This window comes from Anoxybacillus andreesenii (assembly GCF_030813005.1).
Taxonomy (GTDB): domain Bacteria; phylum Bacillota; class Bacilli; order Bacillales; family Cytobacillaceae; genus Robertmurraya; species Robertmurraya andreesenii.
On the sequence record NZ_JAUSTU010000016.1, the window covers coordinates 19583 to 39156 of the forward strand.

Sequence of the window (19574 nt, forward strand, 5' to 3'; positions counted from 1 at the left end):
AAGGCTCTTTCCAAAAGAAAAACCCCAGCTGAGGCTGAGAGTTTTCTTATTGCTTCATCATGCTTAAGCTAACCTGATAGGCTCTAACAATATTTATATTGTGCGTCCCTTCGCCAATTTTAAACGTGCCATTTCTATAAGAGGAGGACTCGCTATTTGGATCGTGTTTCTCCTCCACATTCCATTTTCCATCCTGACTATTTAACTCTTGCACTTGTGAAGCCAGTATATTTACATTACTGTTCTCCTCCACACTCAACGAGACGTCTGAAGCATCCTCTACACTCCAATTATTTTGAAGTTCACGTGGCTTTAAGGTAATCGGATTCCCCTCTCCCAATATTTCTAGTTTAATTCTTGCAGGAATTAAAATTGTCGCTTCTAATTGACCTTCATAATGATTGAAGACTCCTGATTCATTTGGCAATCTTTTTACCGTCAGGAAGAGGGTATCCCCTTTCTTATGAACAGATAGATAATCTTCTACTTTGGATACAAGCTGCTTATTTTTACCGGAAAAGGCCGTGTAGGTTCCAAACATAGCCACCTCCTGACTCGAGGTCCCTTCCACCAAAATAGTGTTTTGCTCTGTCTTAAGCACAACTCTTTTGATATCATCTTCAATTTTTGCGGAGTATTCCGGCAGTTCCACCGTCCTCTCTTCTCTCGACAGTTCTGTATCGATAATATCAAGAAGCCCCGTTGTACTTAACACAGCAAACCCAATGCCAACCATCCCGATAATTCCAACAAAGAAAATGCTCAGAAAATCATATTTGATAAAAGGCTTCTCTTTTCTTGATAAGTATAAGTAGAGAAGAATTTCGACTCCTAGTACGATAAGAATCACCGGCCACCAGGAAATCATAATTTTCGTTAAGCCAACACCTGTAAACTGTGAAAATAAGAGAAATACCCCCAAGAACAATAGGGAAATTCCCATCGAAATTGTTCCAACCCGCCATGTTCTCTTTTGCAGTTCTTCCTTCATTCCGAGATCTCCTCCTTTTTCGGCTTGCTTCCCGTAAGCAGCTTAATTCCGCCGCCGATAAGCAAGATGCATACAATGCCCGTCTGGAAGTAGCGGTCGAACCAATACTTTAAATCAATATTAATTAAATCAGTGAGCATCGATGACAATGCTGGTAAAAGGATACTGCTTGTCAAATAATAAAGTCCTAGCAGAATCAAACCGATTCCAATCCATTTCTGGTGATTAATAAGATTGGATATGATCGGCGTGTCCTCTATCTCTTCCTTTCCATATCTTGATGCATTTTGCAAGCCATCAAAGAAGCTGTAGAACCAGATAATCGGAATGAGGAAAAGGAAGATCCCAAGTCTCAACACATCCAAAATATAGATGGAGAAAAGAAAGGCAGCCATCAGCTGAATTCCTCGGCGCTGAATCCCTAGATACAAATGCCCCGCCCCTGGAAAAATCGACAGGAAGGTAGCAATCGACTTGCTCTTCTTTCCATCCTCTCTTTTCATTTCTAAATCCTCTAAGATCGAACGGTCCACAAGTTCCTCTCCTCTTTGCTTTTTATTTAATTGCTGCATCGTATCAAAGAACCCATATACCCAAATGACAGGCAAAATCGCTAGAAAGATAAGAAATTCTCCTCTAGAAGTAAGAACTGTTACAAAAAACACCATGATGATCGAGCCTAGAAAAGCCGTTAAAAGGGTCATCCCACGATTCATAAGCCCCAGCTGAAAATGTCCCACGCCTGGAACAAAGGATAGGACAATCGTGAAAAATCGCTCCTGCTCCTGAGTTTGTGATTTAACAGGGTCATTTTCCATCTGGACGGTAACCTTGTTATATACTGTTTTCGAAGCGGTCATCGCAGTGTCAATAAGGTTGACGATATATAGAATGACACCGAAAATAAACACTACCATGGCTAACTCCTGTTCCCATCCGGTCATGAGTATAAAAAATAGTGCAATCAGCCCAAACTCGCCGAACATATAAGCTAGTCCTCGGAATGTTTTTCGTAAGTAAAGCAACCCTCCTCCAGGGAAGAATGCCAATAAAAATGCTAGTATTGGGTTTTTCATTACTTGTTCGCCTCCCTATTTTTAATCTCGAATGTATCGATCCACGCAAACGTTTTATTCATTATCTCTTCCGTCATAGAAGGCGGGCTTTCATCAATGCTCGGTGTTTCCACAGCACCCGCATATTTCGTAATCGATTGAAAAACACCGGATGTCATAAAAAGTAGTGTCATTGCTGCAGCCACTATATAATGAAAACTCGTCCTTTGATAAAACGGTGCTTGTTTTTCAGGCAATTTCTTTTTCACTTGTGAAACGTCTGCCATCACCAGGTTGGTAAAGTCGTCTGCGTTTGAAAGAACCGGCAACGAGGATTCAAGCTCGGTCACGGCTTGTAGATAAAGCTCCAAACATTGGTCGCAGCTGTATAAATGATCATCATACACCTCACGGACATTGTCATTTATTTCATTGTTCACGTACTTGACCCATTCCTCGTAGGAAACATGATTCATGAAAAATCGTCCTCCTTCCAATGCTTTTTCATCCAATGCCTTGCCCGGTACAGCTTCGTTTCAATGGTCTTCACCTGTACCTGCTGTTCCTCTGCCATCTGCTGATAGCTCTTCTCTTCTATATAGAAGTCATAGACGACTCCTCGATAGTTATCCGGAAGCTCCTCCAGTCGTTCTCTTACAAGACGCCGCCTCTCCATGCTAATTACCTCGGATTCGACATGGTCTCGAGTGGAGGTAAGGGCATCATATTCGAGCCCTTCAACCACTTCCTCTCTGCGTCTCGCTTGCTTTCGCTTAATATCAATGGCGTGATTAACTGCAATTCTTTTCATCCATGTTTTGAAGCCTTGATTCTCATATTGGGGAAGAGAATGATAGATCTTCAAAAAGACTTCTTGTGTAGCGTCTTCGGCATCCTTTTGATTCCTTAGGACAGCAAAGATGGTTCGAAACAATTCCGTACGATATTTCTCAACGAGCAGCCTAAAGGCATGATCGTTTCCGTCTAGTATTTTCTTAATCAGAACCTGATCGCTAATCTCTCTCTCCCCCTTTCGAGCAGCTTCTATTTCAATAGACGATTAGGAAATTCATAACCCTACACTTTTTTGAAAAAAATTTTGTCATCTTGAGCTGGCACTTTCTATTAGATACCTGTTCCAAAAAATTTCTATTTCCACATTATCACAATATGATAGTATAAGGATAACCTGAATATTAAGGGGGATGTTATGACTGTTCTTCTATATGTAGCGGCCTATGTGATCGGGTCCATACCCACTGCTATAATTGTGGGAAAGCTTTTTTACGGAGTCGATATTCGTAACCATGGCAGCAATAATCCGGGTGCAACGAATACAGTGAGGGTACTTGGGAAGAGGGCTGGTGTTATCGTTTTAATCGGGGACATCGGCAAAGGAGCGCTTGCTGCGGCACTACCCTATATTCTGCATGTGGATGCCGATCCACTTCTGATCGGATTGGTAGCCGTCTTGGGTCATTGCTTCCCAATCTTCGCTAACTTTCGCGGAGGAAAAGCGATCGCCACCACAGCAGGGACACTTCTCATTGCCAACCCGTGGATGCTGGTTGTTGCTTATGTGAGCTTTTTTGGTGTTATTTTTGCAACAAAGTATGTATTTATGGGGTCCATTTCAGTCGGGGTCGCTTTATTTATCTATTCATTATTGGAACCGGGTCAAAGCTATGAACTTATCTTTTTCTTTTTCATATTATTCTTGATTTTCCTGCATCGCTCTAATATTCGTAACTTCAAGGCCCATAAGGAACCGAAAGTAAACGACAAAAACTTGAAAAATGACCGAATTTCAAAGAAAAAATGAGAAATAGAGGAGTCCTCTATTTCTCATTTTTCAATTTTGAGATGATGCTATTGGCAACGGAATGCCATAAGTTCTGGTCCTCTAAATAGGTTTGCTTAATTTTCTTATACAATTCCTTCTGCTTTTCCTCAAAGTCCTCAGCATCTTTTGGAGGAAGCTCGCTTCTTAATGTATCGACCAAGTTCTGTGCTTCAGAAGCTCTCGGGCCCCACACCGCCTTTTCATTGCCTTCCCCGTCGATAAAGACAAAGATCGGAATTGATCGTGCCGTCCCGTTTGTTAAGTATTGATCCATTAATTCTAAATTACTGTCTCTAAGTACAAAACGAACATCTAGGTTTAGTTCTTTAGCTATTTTCATGAGAATGGGATTATTCATGAGGGCGTCCCCACACCAATCCTCTGTCAGGACGATTACCTTTGATGTCCGTCCTTTTAAGGCTGTAAGCTCAGATTTTTGTTGCTCATCTAGCTCGAATTTTTCATAAATCAAATTCATTTCGTCGAGATTTACCTTCATTTGTGCCTTGTATTCTTCGTAGGTTAACCCTTTTTGAAACCAATCGATTAAGTTCATACTTTCTTCCCTCCCCAAAAATAAAAGCCAGTAAGATGATTATATCCTACTGACTTTCGTAATCATAATTGCTTGCTTATCGTTTTTGTATTTCCTGCTGTAACAGTTTGTTGACAATTTGTGGATTTGCTTGTCCCTTTGTTGCCTTCATCAGCTGTCCGACAAGGAAACCGATCGCTTTATTCTTACCATTCTTAAAGTCCTCAATCGATTGCGGATTGTTGTCTAACACTTCTGTAACAACCTTCAACAGTGCACCCTCATCGGAAATTTGCACGAGCCCTTTTTCCTTGACGATTTGCTCCGCATCGCCGCCATTCTCGATTAACTCCTTGAACACGGTTTTCGCAATCTTGGATGAAATCGTGCCGTTTTCAATCAGCTTAATCATTCCCGCCAAGCCTTCAGGAGTCAGCGCAACATCAGCAAGCTCTTTCTGCTCAGCATTCAAATAGCCCGATACCTCTCCCATCAGCCAGTTAGACGCCTGCTTCGCTTCTGCACCTGCTGCAACGGTTGCCTCAAAGAAATCAGCCATTTCCTTTGTTACCGTTAGTACGGCGGCATCATATTCAGGCAAGCCAAGCTCTTCGATGTAACGCTTCTTTCGAGCATCTGGTAGCTCTGGAATCTCTGCACGCACTCTTGCCTTCCATTCCTCATCAATATACAAATCTAACAAATCTGGCTCCGGGAAATAGCGATAGTCATCCGATCCTTCTTTGACCCTCATCAGAATCGTATGACCTGTTGCTTCATCAAAGCGGCGTGTTTCCTGCTCGATCGTACCACCCGCACGAATCACTTCCTCCTGCCGCTTTTGTTCAAACTCCAGCCCTTTTCGTACAAAGTTAAAAGAGTTCAAGTTCTTCAGCTCTGTCTTTGTCCCGAATTCCTTTTGTCCCACTGGGCGAATGGAGATATTTGCATCACAGCGGAGCGAGCCCTCTTCCATTTTACAATCGGAAACACCAGTATATTGTATGATCGACTTTAGCTTTTCTAAGTAAGCATAAGCCTCATTGGGTGTGCGAATGTCTGGCTCAGAGACGATTTCGATTAGGGGAGTTCCTTGGCGGTTGTAGTCGCATAAGGAATAGCCCTTTTCATGATTAAGCTTGCCTGCATCCTCTTCAAGATGAATACGGGTAATCCCGATTCTCTTTTTATAGCCATCCACTTCAATTTCAATCCAGCCATGCTCTCCGATCGGCTTGTCAAATTGCGAAATTTGATAGGCCTTCGGGTTATCTGGGTAAAAATAGTTTTTCCGGTCAAATTTCGTTTCCGTCGCAATTTCACAGTTCAGTGCCATTGCAGCCTTCATGCCGTAGTCAACTACCTTTTTATTGAGGACAGGCAGAACACCTGGATAGCCTAAATCAATGACGCTTGTGTTGGTATTCGGTTCTGCACCAAAATGGTTCGGGCTAGAAGAGAATATTTTCGAGTCTGTCTTTAATTCCACATGGACTTCAAGTCCTATCACCGTTTCAAATTCCATTCGTCTCACCCCTTACAATTGTGGTTTTTGTTTATGAAAATCAGTCGCCTGCTCAAACGCATGGGCAACTCGGTAAACGGTACTTTCATCAAAATGCTTTCCAATGATTTGCAGACCAAGAGGCAGACCATTTGATAATCCACAAGGAACGGAGATTCCTGGTACTCCCGCAAGGTTCACTGGGATCGTGAGTATATCGTTTAAGTACATCGTCATTGGGTCAGCAATATTTTCACCGATTTTAAAAGCTGGTGTTGGGGTCGTTGGTCCAACAATAACATCGTATGATTCAAATATTTTTTCAAAATCTTGCTTAATTAACGTACGCACCTTTTGTGCCTTCTTATAATAAGCATCATAGTACCCCGAGCTAAGCGCGAAGGTTCCGAGCATGATTCTTCTTTTAACCTCTTCACCAAAGCCCTCTGCTCTTGTATTTTTATATAGTTCCATCAAAGTTTCTGCATTTGGTGAACGATAGCCGTATCGTACCCCATCAAAGCGTGCTAGATTGGCAGAAGCCTCTGAGGAAGATAGTAGATAATAAGTGGCTAATGCATATTTAGAATGAGGAAGCGATACTTCCTCCCATGTTGCACCTAGCTTTTCTAAAGTTTGAAGGGCATTCATGACCGATTGCTTAACCTCTTCATTTACCCCTTCACCAAGGTATTCCTTCGGTACGGCAATTTTGAGTCCCTTAACATCACCTGTTAAGGATCGCACAAAATTAGGCACATCAACATTGGCAGAGGTTGAATCCATTGGATCAACACCTGAAATTGCTTGAAGGAGATAGGCATTATCCTCCACTGTTCTTGTAATTGGCCCGATTTGATCAAGAGAAGAGGCAAATGCCACTAATCCGTATCGGGAAACTCGTCCATATGTAGGCTTCAGGCCAACGACACCACAGAATGATGCGGGCTGACGAATGGAGCCACCGGTATCTGACCCTAAGGAAAATGGTACTTCCCCCGCAGCAACCGCCGCTGCTGAACCACCCGAAGAACCACCTGGTACGGTTTCGAGATTCCAAGGATTTCTTGTTAATTGAAAGCTGGAATTTTCCGTTGAAGAGCCCATTGCAAACTCATCCATATTCAACTTTCCAATCGTAATGGCTTCCGCTTCCTCAAGCCTGTGCATAACTGTTGCATCATAAATAGGATCAAAGTTTTCAAGAATCTTGCTGGCACAAGTCGTGCGCAACCCTTTCGTAACGATATTGTCCTTAATTCCAATTGGCATTCCAAATAAAAGACCCTTTGATTCATTCGTACCGAGCTTGTCGTCAAGGTCTTTTGCTTTGAGGCGTGCCTTCTCTTCGTTTAACGTTAGGAATGCCTGAACCTTATCATCAACCTGTCCGATTCTTTTATAAGACTCATCCACAAGATCCGAGACAGAAATTTCTTTATTATGTAATGACTCATGAAGAGTGCTTAGCTTCTGATCAAATAAACCCATGCTTCCCCCTCCTTACTCTATAATCGATGGCACCTTAATTTGTCCATTCTCGTGTTCAGGTGCATTTTTCAGAACCTCTTCACGTGGAAGTCCTTCTGATTGAATATCTTCTCTCATCACATTCTTCATATTTAATACATGTGAAGTCGGTTCCACATGTTCTGTATCGAGTTCATTAAGCTGCTCTGCATAGGTAATGATGGCATCGAGCTGTTGCGTAAATTTCTGCACATCCTCCTCTGTCACCGCCAGTCTTGCCAAGTGGGCAACATGCTTAACCTGTTCCGCTGTAATCCTTGACATCTCTATCACCTCCACTTAAATTTAAGACCTAAACAATAACTTGATAATAACAAAATTTACCGCAATAAAGCAATAGAGAGCAGGGCTCTTTGACATGAATTACTCATGTAATTGTTATGAGGACAAGATCGGGTGGGTTACTCTAGATCTTGTCCTCATTCAGGGGGCTATGACGACAAGTTCCAGTGATTTCCTCCTGATCTTGTCCTCATTCGGCGGCTATGACGACAAGTTCCGGTGATTTCCTCCTGATCTTGTCCTCATTCAACCGCTATGACGACAAGTTCGGGCGCATTCCCCTAGGTCTTGTCCTCATAAACTCATTACATCTTATTTATTCTTAAAGATATTTGAAAAAAGTGAGAATACTCCTTTTTTAGGTGTGCCCTTGCTTTCTTCGTATTCTATTTTCTTTTGGGTAATGTAAATCTCTTCTTTATCTACCGCATGATCATAGGTAAGAACTAAACCGATGTCAGTATTATGCTCTTTGTTGGTCACAATCGTATATTCAACATTATTTTGATTGCTTAATTTGGTGTATTTTGATAAATAGGAATAATCGATATTTCCGTTTAATAATAATTTGGCTCCTTGATTGACTTTAAGAGCATCCTCGACCTCTTGAAAAATTCCTTCTTGCATGACCTGTCCTTGTGTGAGTGCAATAACAATTCTTTCACGCAACGTTCCTAAAAATTTTCTTCTCTCATCAGGGTTGATTTCCTTTTGACCATAGATGCCCTGCTGAAGATAATCCTCCACATTGGGTTTTGTCATTTCTTTTCCCCCTCACTATCAGGCTATTATTATGTATGAATAGAAACGACGCACCGTGCATAAAAACTCTTCTCTATTCATGGCTTTCTGCTCTTGGTATACATATCAGCAACGATTCATTTAATCAATTGATTAATACTTCCAGTTTGCCACAACGATCGAAAAAAATCCTCCTCTTCGATTGAAGAGAAGGACAAAATTGGAGAAAGATATAGTTAGAAAATCCACATTATTAATGGAGGATTACTTTGTACTTGCAGTAAATTGCTCTTCTTCTGTTGAGCCTTTTAATGCTGTTGTAGAAGAAGTACCGCCTGTTACAACCATGGACACCTGATCGAAGTAGCCTGTACCAACTTCTCTTTGGTGGCGAGTAGCTGTGTACCCATCCTTTTCGCTTGCAAATTCAGCTTGCTGTAATTCAGAGTATGCAGCCATGCCACGATCCTTGTAGCCAAGAGCAAGATTGAACATGCTGTGGTTCAATGAATGGAAGCCAGCAAGTGTAACGAATTGGAACTTGTAGCCCATTTTTCCAAGCTCAATTTGGAAGTTAGCGATTTCCTCGTCGCTAAGCTTCGCTTTCCAGTTGAAGGAAGGTGAGCAGTTGTATGCTAGTAGCTTGCCAGGGAACTTCTCATGGATCGCTTCAGCAAAACGTCTTGCTTCATCGATATTTGGTTCAGAAGTTTCACACCAAATTAAGTCTGCATAAGGCGCGTAAGCAAGACCGCGTGCGATTGCTTGGTCTAAACCAGCTTTCGTACGGTAAAATCCTTCAGCAGTTCGTTCTCCAACAATAAATTCCGCATCATAAGGGTCAACATCACTCGTAATTAAATCCGCTGCATTCGCATCCGTACGGGCAACTAAAACAGTTGGAACGCCCATTACGTCTGCAGCAAGACGTGCAGCAATCAGGTTCTTAACTGCCGTTTGAGTTGGAAGCAATACTTTTCCGCCTAAGTGGCCACATTTTTTCTCAGAAGAAAGCTGATCCTCGAAGTGAACACCAGCTGCTCCTGCTTCGATCATGCCCTTCATGAGTTCGAATACGTTTAACTGCCCACCAAAACCAGCTTCTGCATCCGCTACAATTGGTGCAAACCAGTCGATGGACTCGTCGCCTTCTAGGTATGAGATTTGATCTGCTCGTTGAAGAGCTTGATTAATACGCTTCACCACATGTGGAACACTATTTGCTGGGTACAAGCTTTGGTCTGGATACATATGACCAGACAGGTTCGCATCCGCGGCAACCTGCCATCCGCTTAAGTAGATGGCCTTCAATCCGGCCTTTACCTGTTGTACCGCTTGGTTTCCAGTTAATGCACCTAAAGCATTAACAAAATCCTCAGTATTTATAAGGTTCCACAGCTTTTCAGCACCGCGTCGAGCTAATGTATGCTCAATATCGATTGAACCACGTAATTTAATCACATCTTCCGCTGTGTATGGTCTTGTGATTCCTTTCCAGCGAGCATCCATCTCCCAGCTTTCTTGCAATTGCTTTACTCTTTCGTTTGTCATTTCCCATTCTCCTCTCAAACTATGAATATTTGTTTTTCTGCAGAGCTTTCTCTTTTTGACCCTATCTATATTACCCCTTTGTTATAATACAGACTTGCTCTATATATTTTGTATTATATAACAGTAATTCGAGAAATGGAACCCTCTTTTTCATATTTTTTAGAAAACTTTTTCGACAATACGCCAAGAACTGTTTTCTTAAGCAGCAAAAAACCCTCTCATCCCGTTAAAAGGAAAAGAGGGTTTACTAAAAATACTTCATGTATCTAATCTATTAGTCTTTTAAAAAAGCAAGAAACAAACAATTCTAAAATTCGATGGAGCGATAATCATGGGGATCAATTTTCTTCAGCATTTGAAGCTCTTGTTTCGTTGGTAGGCTCGTATATTTCAATTTATCATAGATGAGTTCGAAGCCTGTATTCTCTTGGACCTCTTCTAGACTTGAGGTCGGATGAATGCTTTCAAGATGAAGCTTTCCATGGCGAAACTCAAATACACAAAGCGGAGTCACGATCCTCCAGAGATTTCCCCTTGTCGTGGTGAAATCAACCTTTTCTACAAAGGTTCTTTTATCGTGCTTCGTCCTCCAAATAATAGCTTTTTTTGCTGTCGGAATAAGCACAGCACTTCCAGCACCACCTGGCAGCCTTACCTTTGGTTTATGATAATTTCCAATGACAGATGCATTTACGTTTCCATTTATGTCAAACTGAATTCCACCTAAAAAGGCAACATCAAGCTTCCCGCGCATCGATAGGTCAAAGACCTCTTGAAGAGGAAAATAAGCCTCTCCTGTTCCAAGCAACTCTGCGCCAGCGGAGGAATAGGAGGAGTGCTGAATTGAACCAGGATTTACTCCACCAGGAATATTAAGATGAACTAAATCAGGAGCATGCATGGATTTGGCAAGCTTCATCGCTACCATTGGGAGATGAGAGGAGACACCATGGAAGACCGTTTCATTATCCTGTAGCATATTTGAAATCGCACAAGTCATGATATCACTTATTCGATAATCCGTGTTGTTTGTCATCTTCTCCCCATCCTTTCTCCGATATAATCCTTCACTTCATAGCTCTTCAGATATGCAAGCATTTCTTCCTTTGTTTTCATACCAATAAATGATGAAATCGATTTGTCATCGATATCATATTTTTTATAGCATGAACTTGGTGCTGCACCCTTTGGTACATGCACGACAGAATCCACTAGGAAACCTGGAATATCCACACGTTCAGCATTCAATTTTGTTTTCGTTTCAGGAACAATTTGCTCGGCTGTAATGATGACCTTTTTAGCTGCTCGACTTAATAGCGTGTCCTCAAACTTCGGTCCGTAAATGATGGCGTTCCCTTTTTCATCGCATTCCTGAACATGAATAATCGCCACGTCTGGTACTAATGATTTAACCAATGTAACAGGCTCGCCACTAAACGGATCCTCTACGACCACGAAATAATCGTTTTCTACTAACAAATCACCTGCGTTGAGCCCTTTAACTGGCATAAACGGAACATTCATACTTGCCCCGCGGAGAGCGCAGATGACTGTATAACAGGCGTGTTCATTACCCTTAATCGTCCCGGATTGCACACCCTTACGATAGTGATTCGCAAGGCCATATTTCGATTCATAGCTGACAAACCCCGCATCAACAGATTCCACACAGCCCATGGCGCACAATAGATCAATGTCCTGGGCCCCAGCTGTTTTGACAAGTCTCAAGTTCTTCTTATTTTGGCGTGCAATCTCACGAACAGCGGCCATGGGAGCACGATGAAGAACATTACCTCCAAAGGAAACCATATCGCCGTCATTTATTATCTGAATCGCATCCTTTAAGCTTTTCAGTTTCTTCATTTATGCCACCTCCAATCCTACTTAACCGCATTACAAGCAATGTGGACTGCATCCCAAACCCCTGCAAAAGGAGGGGCATAGACTAAATCTGTCATACCCAATTCATCAGCTGACATATTGTTGTGAATGGCTACAGCAAAAATATCAATTCTTAGGACTGCTCCCTTATTCCCAATTGCCTGTGCACCAAGTATTCTTCTTGTTCTCTTCTCACAAATTAGCTTTATCCAAATAGGGGTTTGGTTCGGATAGTAGCCTGGGTGATCCGCACTTTTGACAAATACAGTCGTATAATCAATCGCTAAATTACGAGCATCAATCTCCGATAAACCAGTACGGCCCATTTCTAAATCACATACTTTAATGGCCGCACTACCAAGTGTTCCAACATATTTATTATGTTGACCGGCAATATTGGCACCCGCAAGTCTTCCACATTTGTTGGCATTCGTTCCAAGTGGAATAAATGTGTTCTCTTCCATAACCTTATGATACACTTGAGCACAGTCCCCAGCGGAGTACACGTCTTTTATGTTCGTTCTCATTTCTCTATCAATAATGACAGCTCCATTTTCGGCAAGAGCAACACCAGAGCCATCCAAAAACTTCGTAGCTGGTCTTACTCCAATGGATAGGAGTACTAAATCCGCAGGATAGGTTCCTTTGTCGGTTTGGACCGCCTCTACCCGTTCAGAACCGATAAAGCCTTCAACCTTTTCACCAAGATTCAATTCGACCCCGTGCTTGACTAGCTCCTTTTCAGCAAGATCGGTTAATTCCGAATCAAAGGTTCTAAGGATTCGATCAGACAGTTCAATGACTCGAACTCTCTTTCCAAGCCTTAGCATCGCTTCTACTACTTCAATTCCAATATAGCCTCCACCCACGATCACAACATCCTGAATATTTGGCTGATCCGCCACTTCCTTCAGATAAATTCCATCCTCCAGTGTTTTTAAACCATGGATGTTCTTAAGCTGTACCCCAGGAAACGGAGGAACAATTGGAACAGTACCTGTAGCAATCATCAATTTATCATAGGTATCAATAAAGAGTTTATTTTTTACCAGGTCTTTAATCATGACCTGCTTCTTTTCAGGGACTACCTTTACAACCTCATGCTGGAGGAAAATATGCATTCCCATCTCTTCAAATTGTTCCTTTGTTCTGGCGATCATTTTTGTATAATCATCATTTTCGCCCGATACATAGTATGGAAGCCCACAAGCTCCATATGATAAAAAACGTCCTTTTTCGTAAACAACAATGTCTGCATCTTTATTTATTCTTTTTAATTTGGAGGCAGCTGACATTCCTGCCGCCACCCCACCGATTACTAATAGCTTCATAGTTAGCTTCTCCTACGGTCAATTTGCAAAATCTTATCTTCCGCTTCATCTAACGCTTCGGCTACGCTCTTTTTCTCCGTAAATGCCTCGTGAATCGCTTGGTATAACGGTGCTGTTTTTTCTCCTGCATTCTCCATACTAGGAAGCGGCTTAGCATATTTTAAGATTAACTGAAGATGTACTGGGTACCATGGATACTGGCTAGAATCCTTTTCATATGTTGACTTTCGAACTGGTGAACCCGCATAACCACCAATGATTCGATCGACATTCTTTGATGTTACATACGCTAAAAATTGATTGGCAAGCTCCTGATTTTCTGATTTCGCATTTATGCCAAAGCTCCAGGTCACATTCCATGATGTCTTAATGGCTGAAAATCCTACATCCTCAAGCTCTAAACACTCATCTGTTAGTACAGCTCCTAGCTGCCCACCCCAAGTAACTGCTAGAGCCGTCTCTTTCTTTTGAAAGGATTCCCTTACCTCATCATTGCCATATAGATGCGTGTTCTTTGGAGCGTATTCCTTTAAGGCCATGTACTTCTCTAATGCAATTCTTCCTTTTTCTTGGTTAAAAACAGGGGCATGGGTAACTTCATCAAAGGCATCGATTCCTTCATTTCTTAAAAAGGGCAGAAAGTCAGTGAAGATCTCACTTTGTGCAGCCTTCATCGCAATCCCACGCATGCCTTGCCTTCCGTCACATCGTCTTGCAATAGAGAAAATTGTATCCGTATTGACGGCTTCAGGAAGTTCTATACCCATTGATTCCTTAACAATCGATTTTCGATAGAGAAGAATATGGCCGTCACAAAAGGAAGGATAAAGATAGGTCTTACCATCAATCTTCATTTCATCTGCAATGACACGGAGAATATCCTCTTGATCATATTCCATCGTTTCCGGTGCTGAGATTTCTGCTAAGTAGCCTTTTTGAACAAAATCCTTCAGCCAAAGATGACCTGCGACCATGACAATATCAAACTCATGCTTACCAGCAAATGTATCCATCATCATGCCATAATACTCATCCCATGGGACGATGGAAAACTCAACAGTTGCCTCATTTCCTTTTTCAAAACCCTCAATTATGGAATAGCGTTCATCTGTATAGGCATATACTGCAGGATCTCTTACCGCTAACACTTTTAATCTTTTATTCATTGCTAACACCTGCACGGCTGATTTCAATGGTAGGTTCACCGTCTACAATCCCTACAACTATTGCGTCAATGGGAGCGAACTTATCGAGGGCATGGCGAGCAGTTTCTCCCTTTGAAACTAGAACCAATTCACCTTCTCCAGCTCCAAGTTCATCTGCAGCTACAAAGTAGTCACTCTTATTTCCGAAGCAAGGCTCGATAACAAGAAGCTTCACACCTTGCATCCCTTCATATTTTCTTGTCGAAACTACTCTGCCAATTACCCTTCCAATTACCATGTTTCGAACCTCCATTAATCAGCAATTATTTTTAACCATTCATTCCCTTTTAAATCAAATGCATTTGCATCGTCTGTATCAATATGCATATCTAAGGCATAGCGCTCATTCACCCGAATGGTTACCTGCCCCATCACTCCACCCTTCTCACCTTCAACAAGAACCGAAACCTTTTGTTTATCCTTTACTCCAAAGTCTCTTGCATCCTGTGGGGTCATATGAATATGCCTGTCGGCGATAATGCACCCTTCCTCCAAAAGAATTGTTCCTTTTGGACCAATGAGGGTAATCGCTTCCGAGCCCGCAAGATTACCTGAATTTCTAACTGGAGGTGAAATACCAAGTTTTCTTGCATCCGTTCGGGAGATTTCAATCTGGGTTTGCTTGCGTAATGGGCCTAAAACGCGAACATTCTCTATTGTCCCCTTTGGACCCTTCAATGTTACCTTTTCATTGCAAGCGTATTGACCAGGCTGGGAAATTTCCTTAAACTTCGATAATTCATGACCTTTTCCAAACAGGACCTCTACATGCTCCTGCTGAAGATGAAGATGTCTGGCAGAAATACTTACAGGCACATGCGTTTTTCTCTCTTTTTCTAGGAGATTATGATTCTCAAGCTCCCCTACGACTAATCTTGTAATCTCCTCGATAAGTTCGACGCTGTTCATATTCATGAGCAACACCTACTTATTTCAAAGATGGCAATAGCTTTGCCACATCCGCATGTGGTCTTGGAATCACATGTACGGCAACTAATTCACCTACACGTCCGGCTGCCTCTGCACCTACTTCAGTAGCTGCCTTCACAGCTCCTACCTCACCTTGAACAATGACAGATACTAGGCCTGAGCCAATTTTTTCACTGCCAACGATTTCTACATTTGCTGCCTTTAGCATCGCATCTGCTGCCTCAATTGCTGCTGTTAATCCTCTAGTCTCAATAATTCCGATAGAACCGCTCATTATCATTTCCTCCTAAAGATCGAATATAATTTTAGATTTATCACAATGTCAGGTGGTTTCTTGGCTGTCCCTTTTGTAATTAAGTTTATTTAATGCTTGGTAAAAGCTTCGTAACATCACCATGTGGTCTAGGGATAACATGGACTGCTACAACCTCTCCTACTCTACCAGCAGCTTCTGCTCCTACTTCTGTAGCAGCCTTCACAGCGCCAACATCCCCTTGGATAATGACAGATACTAAGCCGGAACCAATTTTTTCACTGCCTACAATCTCCACATTTGCCGCCTTTAACATCGCATCTGCTGCTTCAATTGCCGCTGTTAATCCTCTTGTTTCGATTACTCCTAAAGATCCATTCATGATTAAATCCTCCTATTATCAATTATTGATTTTTAACCGCTTTCTTTGATTTCTTTTTCTTGCTCTTGCTTTCTTCTTTCGTTTCCATCTCTATAGAATTAAGTTTCCCTTCCTCGACCTCCGATTGGGGTTGTGAGGAAATGATGTATTTCATAATTTCTGCATGCGGATTATTAATGACAAGTGCCATTTTCAAAGGTTGATTGGCCTTTGTTTCAGCTACTTGCTTCGCAACATCCACGGCAACTGTTACATCGGAAACACTACCTCCAATTATCAACGTGACTAATCTTCCGCCTAAGTAGTTCTCACTTGCGAGAAATTCTACATCGGATGATTTGCACATCTGATCCAATAATTCCATTGCGATGGTAAAATACTGTGTCTCAACTACTCCAAGCGCCTCGTATTTCTTCATTTTTTTACCACCTTTTTATTCTGGATCGAGCAGCCTTTCAAGCCCTTCATAAGGTCTTGCTATAGCTCGAACGGCAACTAACTCACCCATACTGCTTGCGGTTTCTTCCCCGACTTCGAGAGCCTCCTTAACTGATGCAAGGTCTCCGGATATAATGACCGTAATCATTCCTGACCCAGCGCGCTTAATACTATGAACATCAACGTAGGCTGATTTGACCATCCTATCAACGCATGCTGCAGCGGTTACGAAACCGACCACCTCTAATAGACCAATTGAACGATTCATTTCCACACCTCTCTACTTCAGCTTGACCTTGCCGATGTTAAGTAGCTTATCCATCTCTTCCGTCGAAGAAGGAATGACATGGGTGAGAATGTCCCCTGCATTGATATACTTTGAAGCCTCATCAACCGCAGCCTCTAAGGCCACCTTGACATCTGAGATTGCCCCAGAGAATTTCACCTGAACTACGACTGGAATTGGTGCTTTATCCCCTGTGGCCGGGTTGTTGACATCGATTCCTTCAATCGTGATATTTGCTGCCTTACAAGCCTTGTCCATAGAAGCAAGTGCAACGCTGTAGCCTTGAACCTCCAAAAATCCAACTGCCTTTGCCATACCTGTTCACCTACCCTATGATTCGAAATCCACCTTCAGCGAGAACACATCTTCTTTGTCTTGTAAACGTCTTGGCTGATGTAATGCCTTCACCTGTTGGCCCAGCAATGGTCATTGTTGTATGCCCTTCTCCTCCGAAGCCAACTCCAGCTAATGAAGAGGCATTTTTGACAAATATTGTGGTTTCAATAGCTCGAGCAAATTTGGTTAAATGATCGACATTACGTGAGTGCATAATGGCGGTATGTCGATTTCCATGCTCAGCAAGAACGGCTAAATCAATCGCCTGCTCTAAATCCTTCACTCTCACAATTGGGAAAACGGGCATCATTTGCTCAAGCTGTACAAATGGGTGATCAAAGTCAACCTCACAAATAAGTAGCTTTACATCTCCATTAGCTTGGATACCTAACTTTTGTAGGAAAGCAGTTGCATCCTTTCCAACCCACTCTTTTGAAACGTGATATTCCCGTTTATTGTCAAGAGAACAACCTCTTGCCTCCTGGTTGATATTTTCCTCTAAGGCAAAGCTCATTAGTTGCTCCAGTTGCTGCCCATCGAGCATATAAGCTCCGTGGTTTAGCATTTGGAAAATCAAATCATCTGCTACAGAATCGATGACAAATAATTCTTTTTCTGCGATACATAAAAGGTTGTTATCAAAAGAGGCACCCTCTATAATGCTCTTGGCTGCTTTTTCTAAGTCCGCTGTTTCATCCACGATTACTGGAGGATTCCCTGCACCTGCACCAATCGCTTTTTTACCGGATTTGAGCAGAGTCTTCACCAGTCCTGGCCCACCGGTACCAACCAATAATCTCACCTTTGGACTCTCGATAATCACATTAAGTGTATCGAGTGTTGGATTTTTCACCATTGTGATAAGGTTCTCTGGACCGCCAGCCTGTTGAATGGCTTTGTTCAATAAATCAACCACAAATGCACACGAATGTTTAGATGATGGATGAACATTTAATACAACAGCATTTCCTGATGCTAGTATTCCAATTGAGTTATTGATGATGGTCTCAGTTGGGTTTGTGACCGGAGTAACAGCACCAATAAGTCCAAATGGAGCTTGTTCTACAATGGTTAGGCCATCATCTCCAGAGAAGGCGTTGGTTGTTAAATCTTCTGTACCCGGTGTTTTGCTTGCAACTAGCTCATGTTTGGCCACTTTGTCTTCATAACGGCCAAGCTTAGTTTCCTCGTACACCATTTTTGCTAGCTGTTCTTTATGCTCAAGCACGGTAGCACGAATTGCTGAAATGATCTGCTCCCTTTCCTTAAGCTGAAACCGCTTTAAATATTCTCGTTGAGCAAGGTAGGCAGCTTCAATTGCATCTTCCATCTTCTCAAAAACACCAGCAAGGCCAGTATTTTGAGAGGATGGAGTCATTGCGGATGAAGCAATGCCCTGATTTTGATGTACAGCCATCTTCATCTGAATTGGCTGGATGGTTTGATGGCTATGATCAGAATTGGATGCTGCTACGTGCTCTGTTGATTCTGGTGCTGACTGAGCATTAATATTTTGTAGGACGGACTGGATAATCTTTTGGATGTCCTGCTCTGTCATATGAACTGTCATGCCTTCCTCCTCCTTTAATTCTTTAAGTACTTACTTACAATTTCTTCTGTTACCTTTCGAACAACGCTCTCAATCATTTCTTCCTTCTCACCACGTTTTGGGCTGTTTCCTTTTACCTCGCAAGGTGGCATTCCGCCCGTCTTGATGCCCATGGACTCACGAATGTTAATAAGGTCTGAAACCTGTGAGCAATTTAATTCATTGGTTTTATTAATAATGTTATTGGAATACATCAGCATAAGCGCATAATGCTCCAACGATTCCATACGATAATAGGCTTGAATTAAGTCTGCTCCCCATGTTAATGCTCCGTGATTCGCTAAGAGAACCGCATTATAATCCTTGCAATAAGGTGCGATCGAATCAGGGACTTCCTGTGTTCCTGGGGTTGCGTAAGGAGCAACAGGAACCGTTCCTAAAATAACGACAGCCTCTGGTGACACAGGCTTATCTAAATCAATTCCTGCAATGGCAAATGAAGTAGCAACAGGGGGATGTGCGTGAACAACTGCATTTACCTCAGGATTTTCATTATAAACGCGAAGGTGCATCTTTACTTCTGATGACGGTTTCATTTTCCCTGACAATACCTTCCCCGAGAGATCCATCTTCACCATCATATCCGGCGTCATGAACCCTTTGCTTACCCCCGTAGGCGTGGTCCAAATTGTATTAGGTCCAACCTTTACCGAGATATTTCCATCGTTAGCAGCTACAAAGTTCTTGTTATATATGCGTCTTCCAATCTCACAGATTAGCTTTTTTGCCTCAAAGTCCGAGTAATACTTCGGCTTATCTTTCATAAAATACATCTCCTTTCCCAAATACCTCTTATTTCTATTTCTCCTTTGAATCCCTAAACCAAAGGAATGATAAATTCGCATCTATAATTCTATTTAATTTTCCTATTTTTATGTGGTTTTGTCAAAT

General features: G+C 42.1%; 24 protein-coding genes. 1 reads left to right on the plus strand and 23 read right to left on the minus strand.

The features are described 5' to 3' along the window. Positions 1-46 precede the first annotated feature (46 nt). Genes J2S07_RS15590 through J2S07_RS15605 form a run of 4 tightly spaced genes read right to left on the minus strand, consistent with a single transcriptional unit; the run spans position 47 to position 3094 of the window. Positions 47-991: a hypothetical protein gene (locus J2S07_RS15590; RefSeq protein ID WP_307151337.1), complete on the minus strand. Its 945-nt coding sequence runs from the start codon at positions 989-991 to the stop codon at positions 47-49. Then, the gene (locus tag J2S07_RS15595; RefSeq protein WP_307151338.1) at positions 988-2067 is read right to left on the minus strand and encodes a hypothetical protein; all 1080 of its coding nucleotides are present in this window, start codon (positions 2065-2067) and stop codon (positions 988-990) included. The genes J2S07_RS15590 and J2S07_RS15595 overlap by 4 nt, the downstream gene beginning before the upstream one ends. After that, positions 2067-2522: a hypothetical protein gene (locus J2S07_RS15600; RefSeq protein ID WP_307151339.1), complete on the minus strand. Its 456-nt coding sequence runs from the start codon at positions 2520-2522 to the stop codon at positions 2067-2069. The genes J2S07_RS15595 and J2S07_RS15600 overlap by 1 nt, the downstream gene beginning before the upstream one ends. Beyond that, entirely contained in the window at positions 2519-3094 is a 576-nt protein-coding gene (locus J2S07_RS15605; RefSeq protein WP_307151387.1) for a sigma-70 family RNA polymerase sigma factor, read from the minus strand. The genes J2S07_RS15600 and J2S07_RS15605 overlap by 4 nt, the downstream gene beginning before the upstream one ends. Before the next feature lie 162 nt (positions 3095-3256). Between J2S07_RS15605 and plsY the strand changes: the two genes are divergently transcribed. Beyond that, positions 3257-3868, plus strand: a complete 612-nt coding sequence (gene plsY / locus J2S07_RS15610) for a glycerol-3-phosphate 1-O-acyltransferase PlsY (protein ID WP_307151340.1) — start codon at positions 3257-3259, stop codon at positions 3866-3868. A 16-nt stretch (positions 3869-3884) separates the two neighbouring features. Here plsY and J2S07_RS15615 read toward each other — a convergent pair whose 3' ends face one another. From J2S07_RS15615 to J2S07_RS15705, 19 genes are all read right to left on the minus strand, one after another. Further along, on the minus strand, positions 3885-4445 hold the full coding sequence (locus J2S07_RS15615) for a thioredoxin family protein (RefSeq protein WP_307151341.1): 561 nt from the start codon (positions 4443-4445) through the stop codon (positions 3885-3887). 76 nt (positions 4446-4521) lie between these two features. Next, on the minus strand, positions 4522-5949 hold the full coding sequence (gene gatB, locus J2S07_RS15620; protein WP_307151342.1) for an Asp-tRNA(Asn)/Glu-tRNA(Gln) amidotransferase subunit GatB: 1428 nt from the start codon (positions 5947-5949) through the stop codon (positions 4522-4524). 12 nt (positions 5950-5961) lie between these two features. Further along, complete coding sequence (gatA, locus tag J2S07_RS15625) at positions 5962-7419, minus strand: Asp-tRNA(Asn)/Glu-tRNA(Gln) amidotransferase subunit GatA (protein ID WP_307151343.1); 1458 nt, start codon at positions 7417-7419, stop codon at positions 5962-5964. Between the two features lie 12 nt (positions 7420-7431). Next, on the minus strand, positions 7432-7722 hold the full coding sequence (gene gatC, locus J2S07_RS15630; protein ID WP_307151344.1) for an Asp-tRNA(Asn)/Glu-tRNA(Gln) amidotransferase subunit GatC: 291 nt from the start codon (positions 7720-7722) through the stop codon (positions 7432-7434). Between the two features lie 330 nt (positions 7723-8052). Next, positions 8053-8502: a YueI family protein gene (locus tag J2S07_RS15635; protein WP_307151345.1), complete on the minus strand. Its 450-nt coding sequence runs from the start codon at positions 8500-8502 to the stop codon at positions 8053-8055. A gap of 243 nt (positions 8503-8745) precedes the next feature. Beyond that, the gene (gene aceA, locus J2S07_RS15640; protein ID WP_307151346.1) at positions 8746-10032 is read right to left on the minus strand and encodes an isocitrate lyase; all 1287 of its coding nucleotides are present in this window, start codon (positions 10030-10032) and stop codon (positions 8746-8748) included. 307 nt (positions 10033-10339) lie between these two features. Beyond that, entirely contained in the window at positions 10340-11068 is a 729-nt protein-coding gene (locus J2S07_RS15645) for a CoA-transferase subunit beta (RefSeq protein WP_307151347.1), read from the minus strand. Then, positions 11065-11895, minus strand: a complete 831-nt coding sequence (locus J2S07_RS15650; protein WP_307151348.1) for a CoA transferase subunit A — start codon at positions 11893-11895, stop codon at positions 11065-11067. Before J2S07_RS15650 ends, J2S07_RS15645 begins: the two co-directional genes overlap by 4 nt. Before the next feature lie 17 nt (positions 11896-11912). Next, positions 11913-13244: a CoA-disulfide reductase gene (locus J2S07_RS15655; protein WP_307151349.1), complete on the minus strand. Its 1332-nt coding sequence runs from the start codon at positions 13242-13244 to the stop codon at positions 11913-11915. A 2-nt stretch (positions 13245-13246) separates the two neighbouring features. Then, positions 13247-14410: an extracellular solute-binding protein gene (locus tag J2S07_RS15660; RefSeq protein WP_307151350.1), complete on the minus strand. Its 1164-nt coding sequence runs from the start codon at positions 14408-14410 to the stop codon at positions 13247-13249. Further along, positions 14403-14687, minus strand: a complete 285-nt coding sequence (locus J2S07_RS15665; RefSeq protein WP_307151351.1) for a EutN/CcmL family microcompartment protein — start codon at positions 14685-14687, stop codon at positions 14403-14405. The genes J2S07_RS15660 and J2S07_RS15665 overlap by 8 nt, the downstream gene beginning before the upstream one ends. A gap of 14 nt (positions 14688-14701) precedes the next feature. After that, positions 14702-15358 carry a phosphate propanoyltransferase gene (gene pduL, locus J2S07_RS15670; protein ID WP_370872851.1) on the minus strand — a complete coding sequence of 219 codons (657 nt, stop codon included), beginning with the start codon at positions 15356-15358 and terminating at the stop codon, positions 14702-14704. A 19-nt stretch (positions 15359-15377) separates the two neighbouring features. Next, on the minus strand, positions 15378-15653 hold the full coding sequence (locus J2S07_RS15675) for a BMC domain-containing protein (RefSeq protein ID WP_307151353.1): 276 nt from the start codon (positions 15651-15653) through the stop codon (positions 15378-15380). An 85-nt stretch (positions 15654-15738) separates the two neighbouring features. Continuing rightward, the gene (locus J2S07_RS15680; RefSeq protein WP_370872849.1) at positions 15739-16014 is read right to left on the minus strand and encodes a BMC domain-containing protein; all 276 of its coding nucleotides are present in this window, start codon (positions 16012-16014) and stop codon (positions 15739-15741) included. 22 nt (positions 16015-16036) lie between these two features. After that, positions 16037-16432, minus strand: a complete 396-nt coding sequence (locus tag J2S07_RS15685) for a BMC domain-containing protein (protein WP_307151354.1) — start codon at positions 16430-16432, stop codon at positions 16037-16039. Between the two features lie 15 nt (positions 16433-16447). Next, the gene (locus J2S07_RS15690) at positions 16448-16720 is read right to left on the minus strand and encodes a BMC domain-containing protein (protein ID WP_307151355.1); all 273 of its coding nucleotides are present in this window, start codon (positions 16718-16720) and stop codon (positions 16448-16450) included. Between the two features lie 12 nt (positions 16721-16732). After that, positions 16733-17053: a BMC domain-containing protein gene (locus J2S07_RS15695; RefSeq protein ID WP_307151356.1), complete on the minus strand. Its 321-nt coding sequence runs from the start codon at positions 17051-17053 to the stop codon at positions 16733-16735. A 10-nt stretch (positions 17054-17063) separates the two neighbouring features. Further along, a complete protein-coding gene (locus tag J2S07_RS15700) occupies positions 17064-18644 on the minus strand; it encodes an aldehyde dehydrogenase family protein (RefSeq protein WP_307151357.1) in 1581 nt (526 codons plus the stop codon). 14 nt (positions 18645-18658) lie between these two features. Beyond that, complete coding sequence (locus J2S07_RS15705) at positions 18659-19447, minus strand: class II aldolase/adducin family protein (protein ID WP_307151358.1); 789 nt, start codon at positions 19445-19447, stop codon at positions 18659-18661. Between the last annotated feature and the right edge of the window lie 127 nt (positions 19448-19574).

What these genes read in the sequence shown, in the direction of transcription:
- gatB (WP_307151342.1), bottom strand. Translation starts at nt 5,949, where the DNA reads ATGGAATTTGAAACGGTGATAGGACTTGAAGTCCATGTGGAATTAAAG.
- J2S07_RS15615 (WP_307151341.1), bottom strand. Translation starts at nt 4,445, where the DNA reads ATGAACTTAATCGATTGGTTTCAAAAAGGGTTAACCTACGAAGAATAC.
- J2S07_RS15660 (WP_307151350.1), bottom strand. Translation starts at nt 14,410, where the DNA reads ATGAATAAAAGATTAAAAGTGTTAGCGGTAAGAGATCCTGCAGTATAT.
- J2S07_RS15680 (WP_370872849.1), bottom strand. Translation starts at nt 16,014, where the DNA reads ATGAATGGATCTTTAGGAGTAATCGAAACAAGAGGATTAACAGCGGCA.
- J2S07_RS15705 (WP_307151358.1), bottom strand. Translation starts at nt 19,447, where the DNA reads ATGAAAGATAAGCCGAAGTATTACTCGGACTTTGAGGCAAAAAAGCTA.
- gatA (WP_307151343.1), bottom strand. Translation starts at nt 7,419, where the DNA reads ATGGGTTTATTTGATCAGAAGCTAAGCACTCTTCATGAGTCATTACAT.
- J2S07_RS15690 (WP_307151355.1), bottom strand. Translation starts at nt 16,720, where the DNA reads ATGAATCGTTCAATTGGTCTATTAGAGGTGGTCGGTTTCGTAACCGCT.
- J2S07_RS15645 (WP_307151347.1), bottom strand. Translation starts at nt 11,068, where the DNA reads ATGACAAACAACACGGATTATCGAATAAGTGATATCATGACTTGTGCG.
- J2S07_RS15635 (WP_307151345.1), bottom strand. Translation starts at nt 8,502, where the DNA reads ATGACAAAACCCAATGTGGAGGATTATCTTCAGCAGGGCATCTATGGT.
- J2S07_RS15695 (WP_307151356.1), bottom strand. Translation starts at nt 17,053, where the DNA reads ATGGCAAAGGCAGTTGGATTTTTGGAGGTTCAAGGCTACAGCGTTGCA.
- J2S07_RS15595 (WP_307151338.1), bottom strand. Translation starts at nt 2,067, where the DNA reads ATGAAAAACCCAATACTAGCATTTTTATTGGCATTCTTCCCTGGAGGA.
- aceA (WP_307151346.1), bottom strand. Translation starts at nt 10,032, where the DNA reads ATGACAAACGAAAGAGTAAAGCAATTGCAAGAAAGCTGGGAGATGGAT.
- pduL (WP_370872851.1), bottom strand. Translation starts at nt 15,358, where the DNA reads ATGAACAGCGTCGAACTTATCGAGGAGATTACAAGATTAGTCGTAGGG.
- J2S07_RS15700 (WP_307151357.1), bottom strand. Translation starts at nt 18,644, where the DNA reads ATGACAGTTCATATGACAGAGCAGGACATCCAAAAGATTATCCAGTCC.
- plsY (WP_307151340.1), top strand. Translation starts at nt 3,257, where the DNA reads ATGACTGTTCTTCTATATGTAGCGGCCTATGTGATCGGGTCCATACCC.
- J2S07_RS15675 (WP_307151353.1), bottom strand. Translation starts at nt 15,653, where the DNA reads ATGAGCGGTTCTATCGGAATTATTGAGACTAGAGGATTAACAGCAGCA.
- J2S07_RS15685 (WP_307151354.1), bottom strand. Translation starts at nt 16,432, where the DNA reads ATGAAGAAATACGAGGCGCTTGGAGTAGTTGAGACACAGTATTTTACC.
- J2S07_RS15665 (WP_307151351.1), bottom strand. Translation starts at nt 14,687, where the DNA reads ATGGTAATTGGAAGGGTAATTGGCAGAGTAGTTTCGACAAGAAAATAT.
- J2S07_RS15590 (WP_307151337.1), bottom strand. Translation starts at nt 991, where the DNA reads ATGAAGGAAGAACTGCAAAAGAGAACATGGCGGGTTGGAACAATTTCG.
- gatC (WP_307151344.1), bottom strand. Translation starts at nt 7,722, where the DNA reads ATGTCAAGGATTACAGCGGAACAGGTTAAGCATGTTGCCCACTTGGCA.
- J2S07_RS15600 (WP_307151339.1), bottom strand. Translation starts at nt 2,522, where the DNA reads ATGAATCATGTTTCCTACGAGGAATGGGTCAAGTACGTGAACAATGAA.
- J2S07_RS15655 (WP_307151349.1), bottom strand. Translation starts at nt 13,244, where the DNA reads ATGAAGCTATTAGTAATCGGTGGGGTGGCGGCAGGAATGTCAGCTGCC.
- J2S07_RS15650 (WP_307151348.1), bottom strand. Translation starts at nt 11,895, where the DNA reads ATGAAGAAACTGAAAAGCTTAAAGGATGCGATTCAGATAATAAATGAC.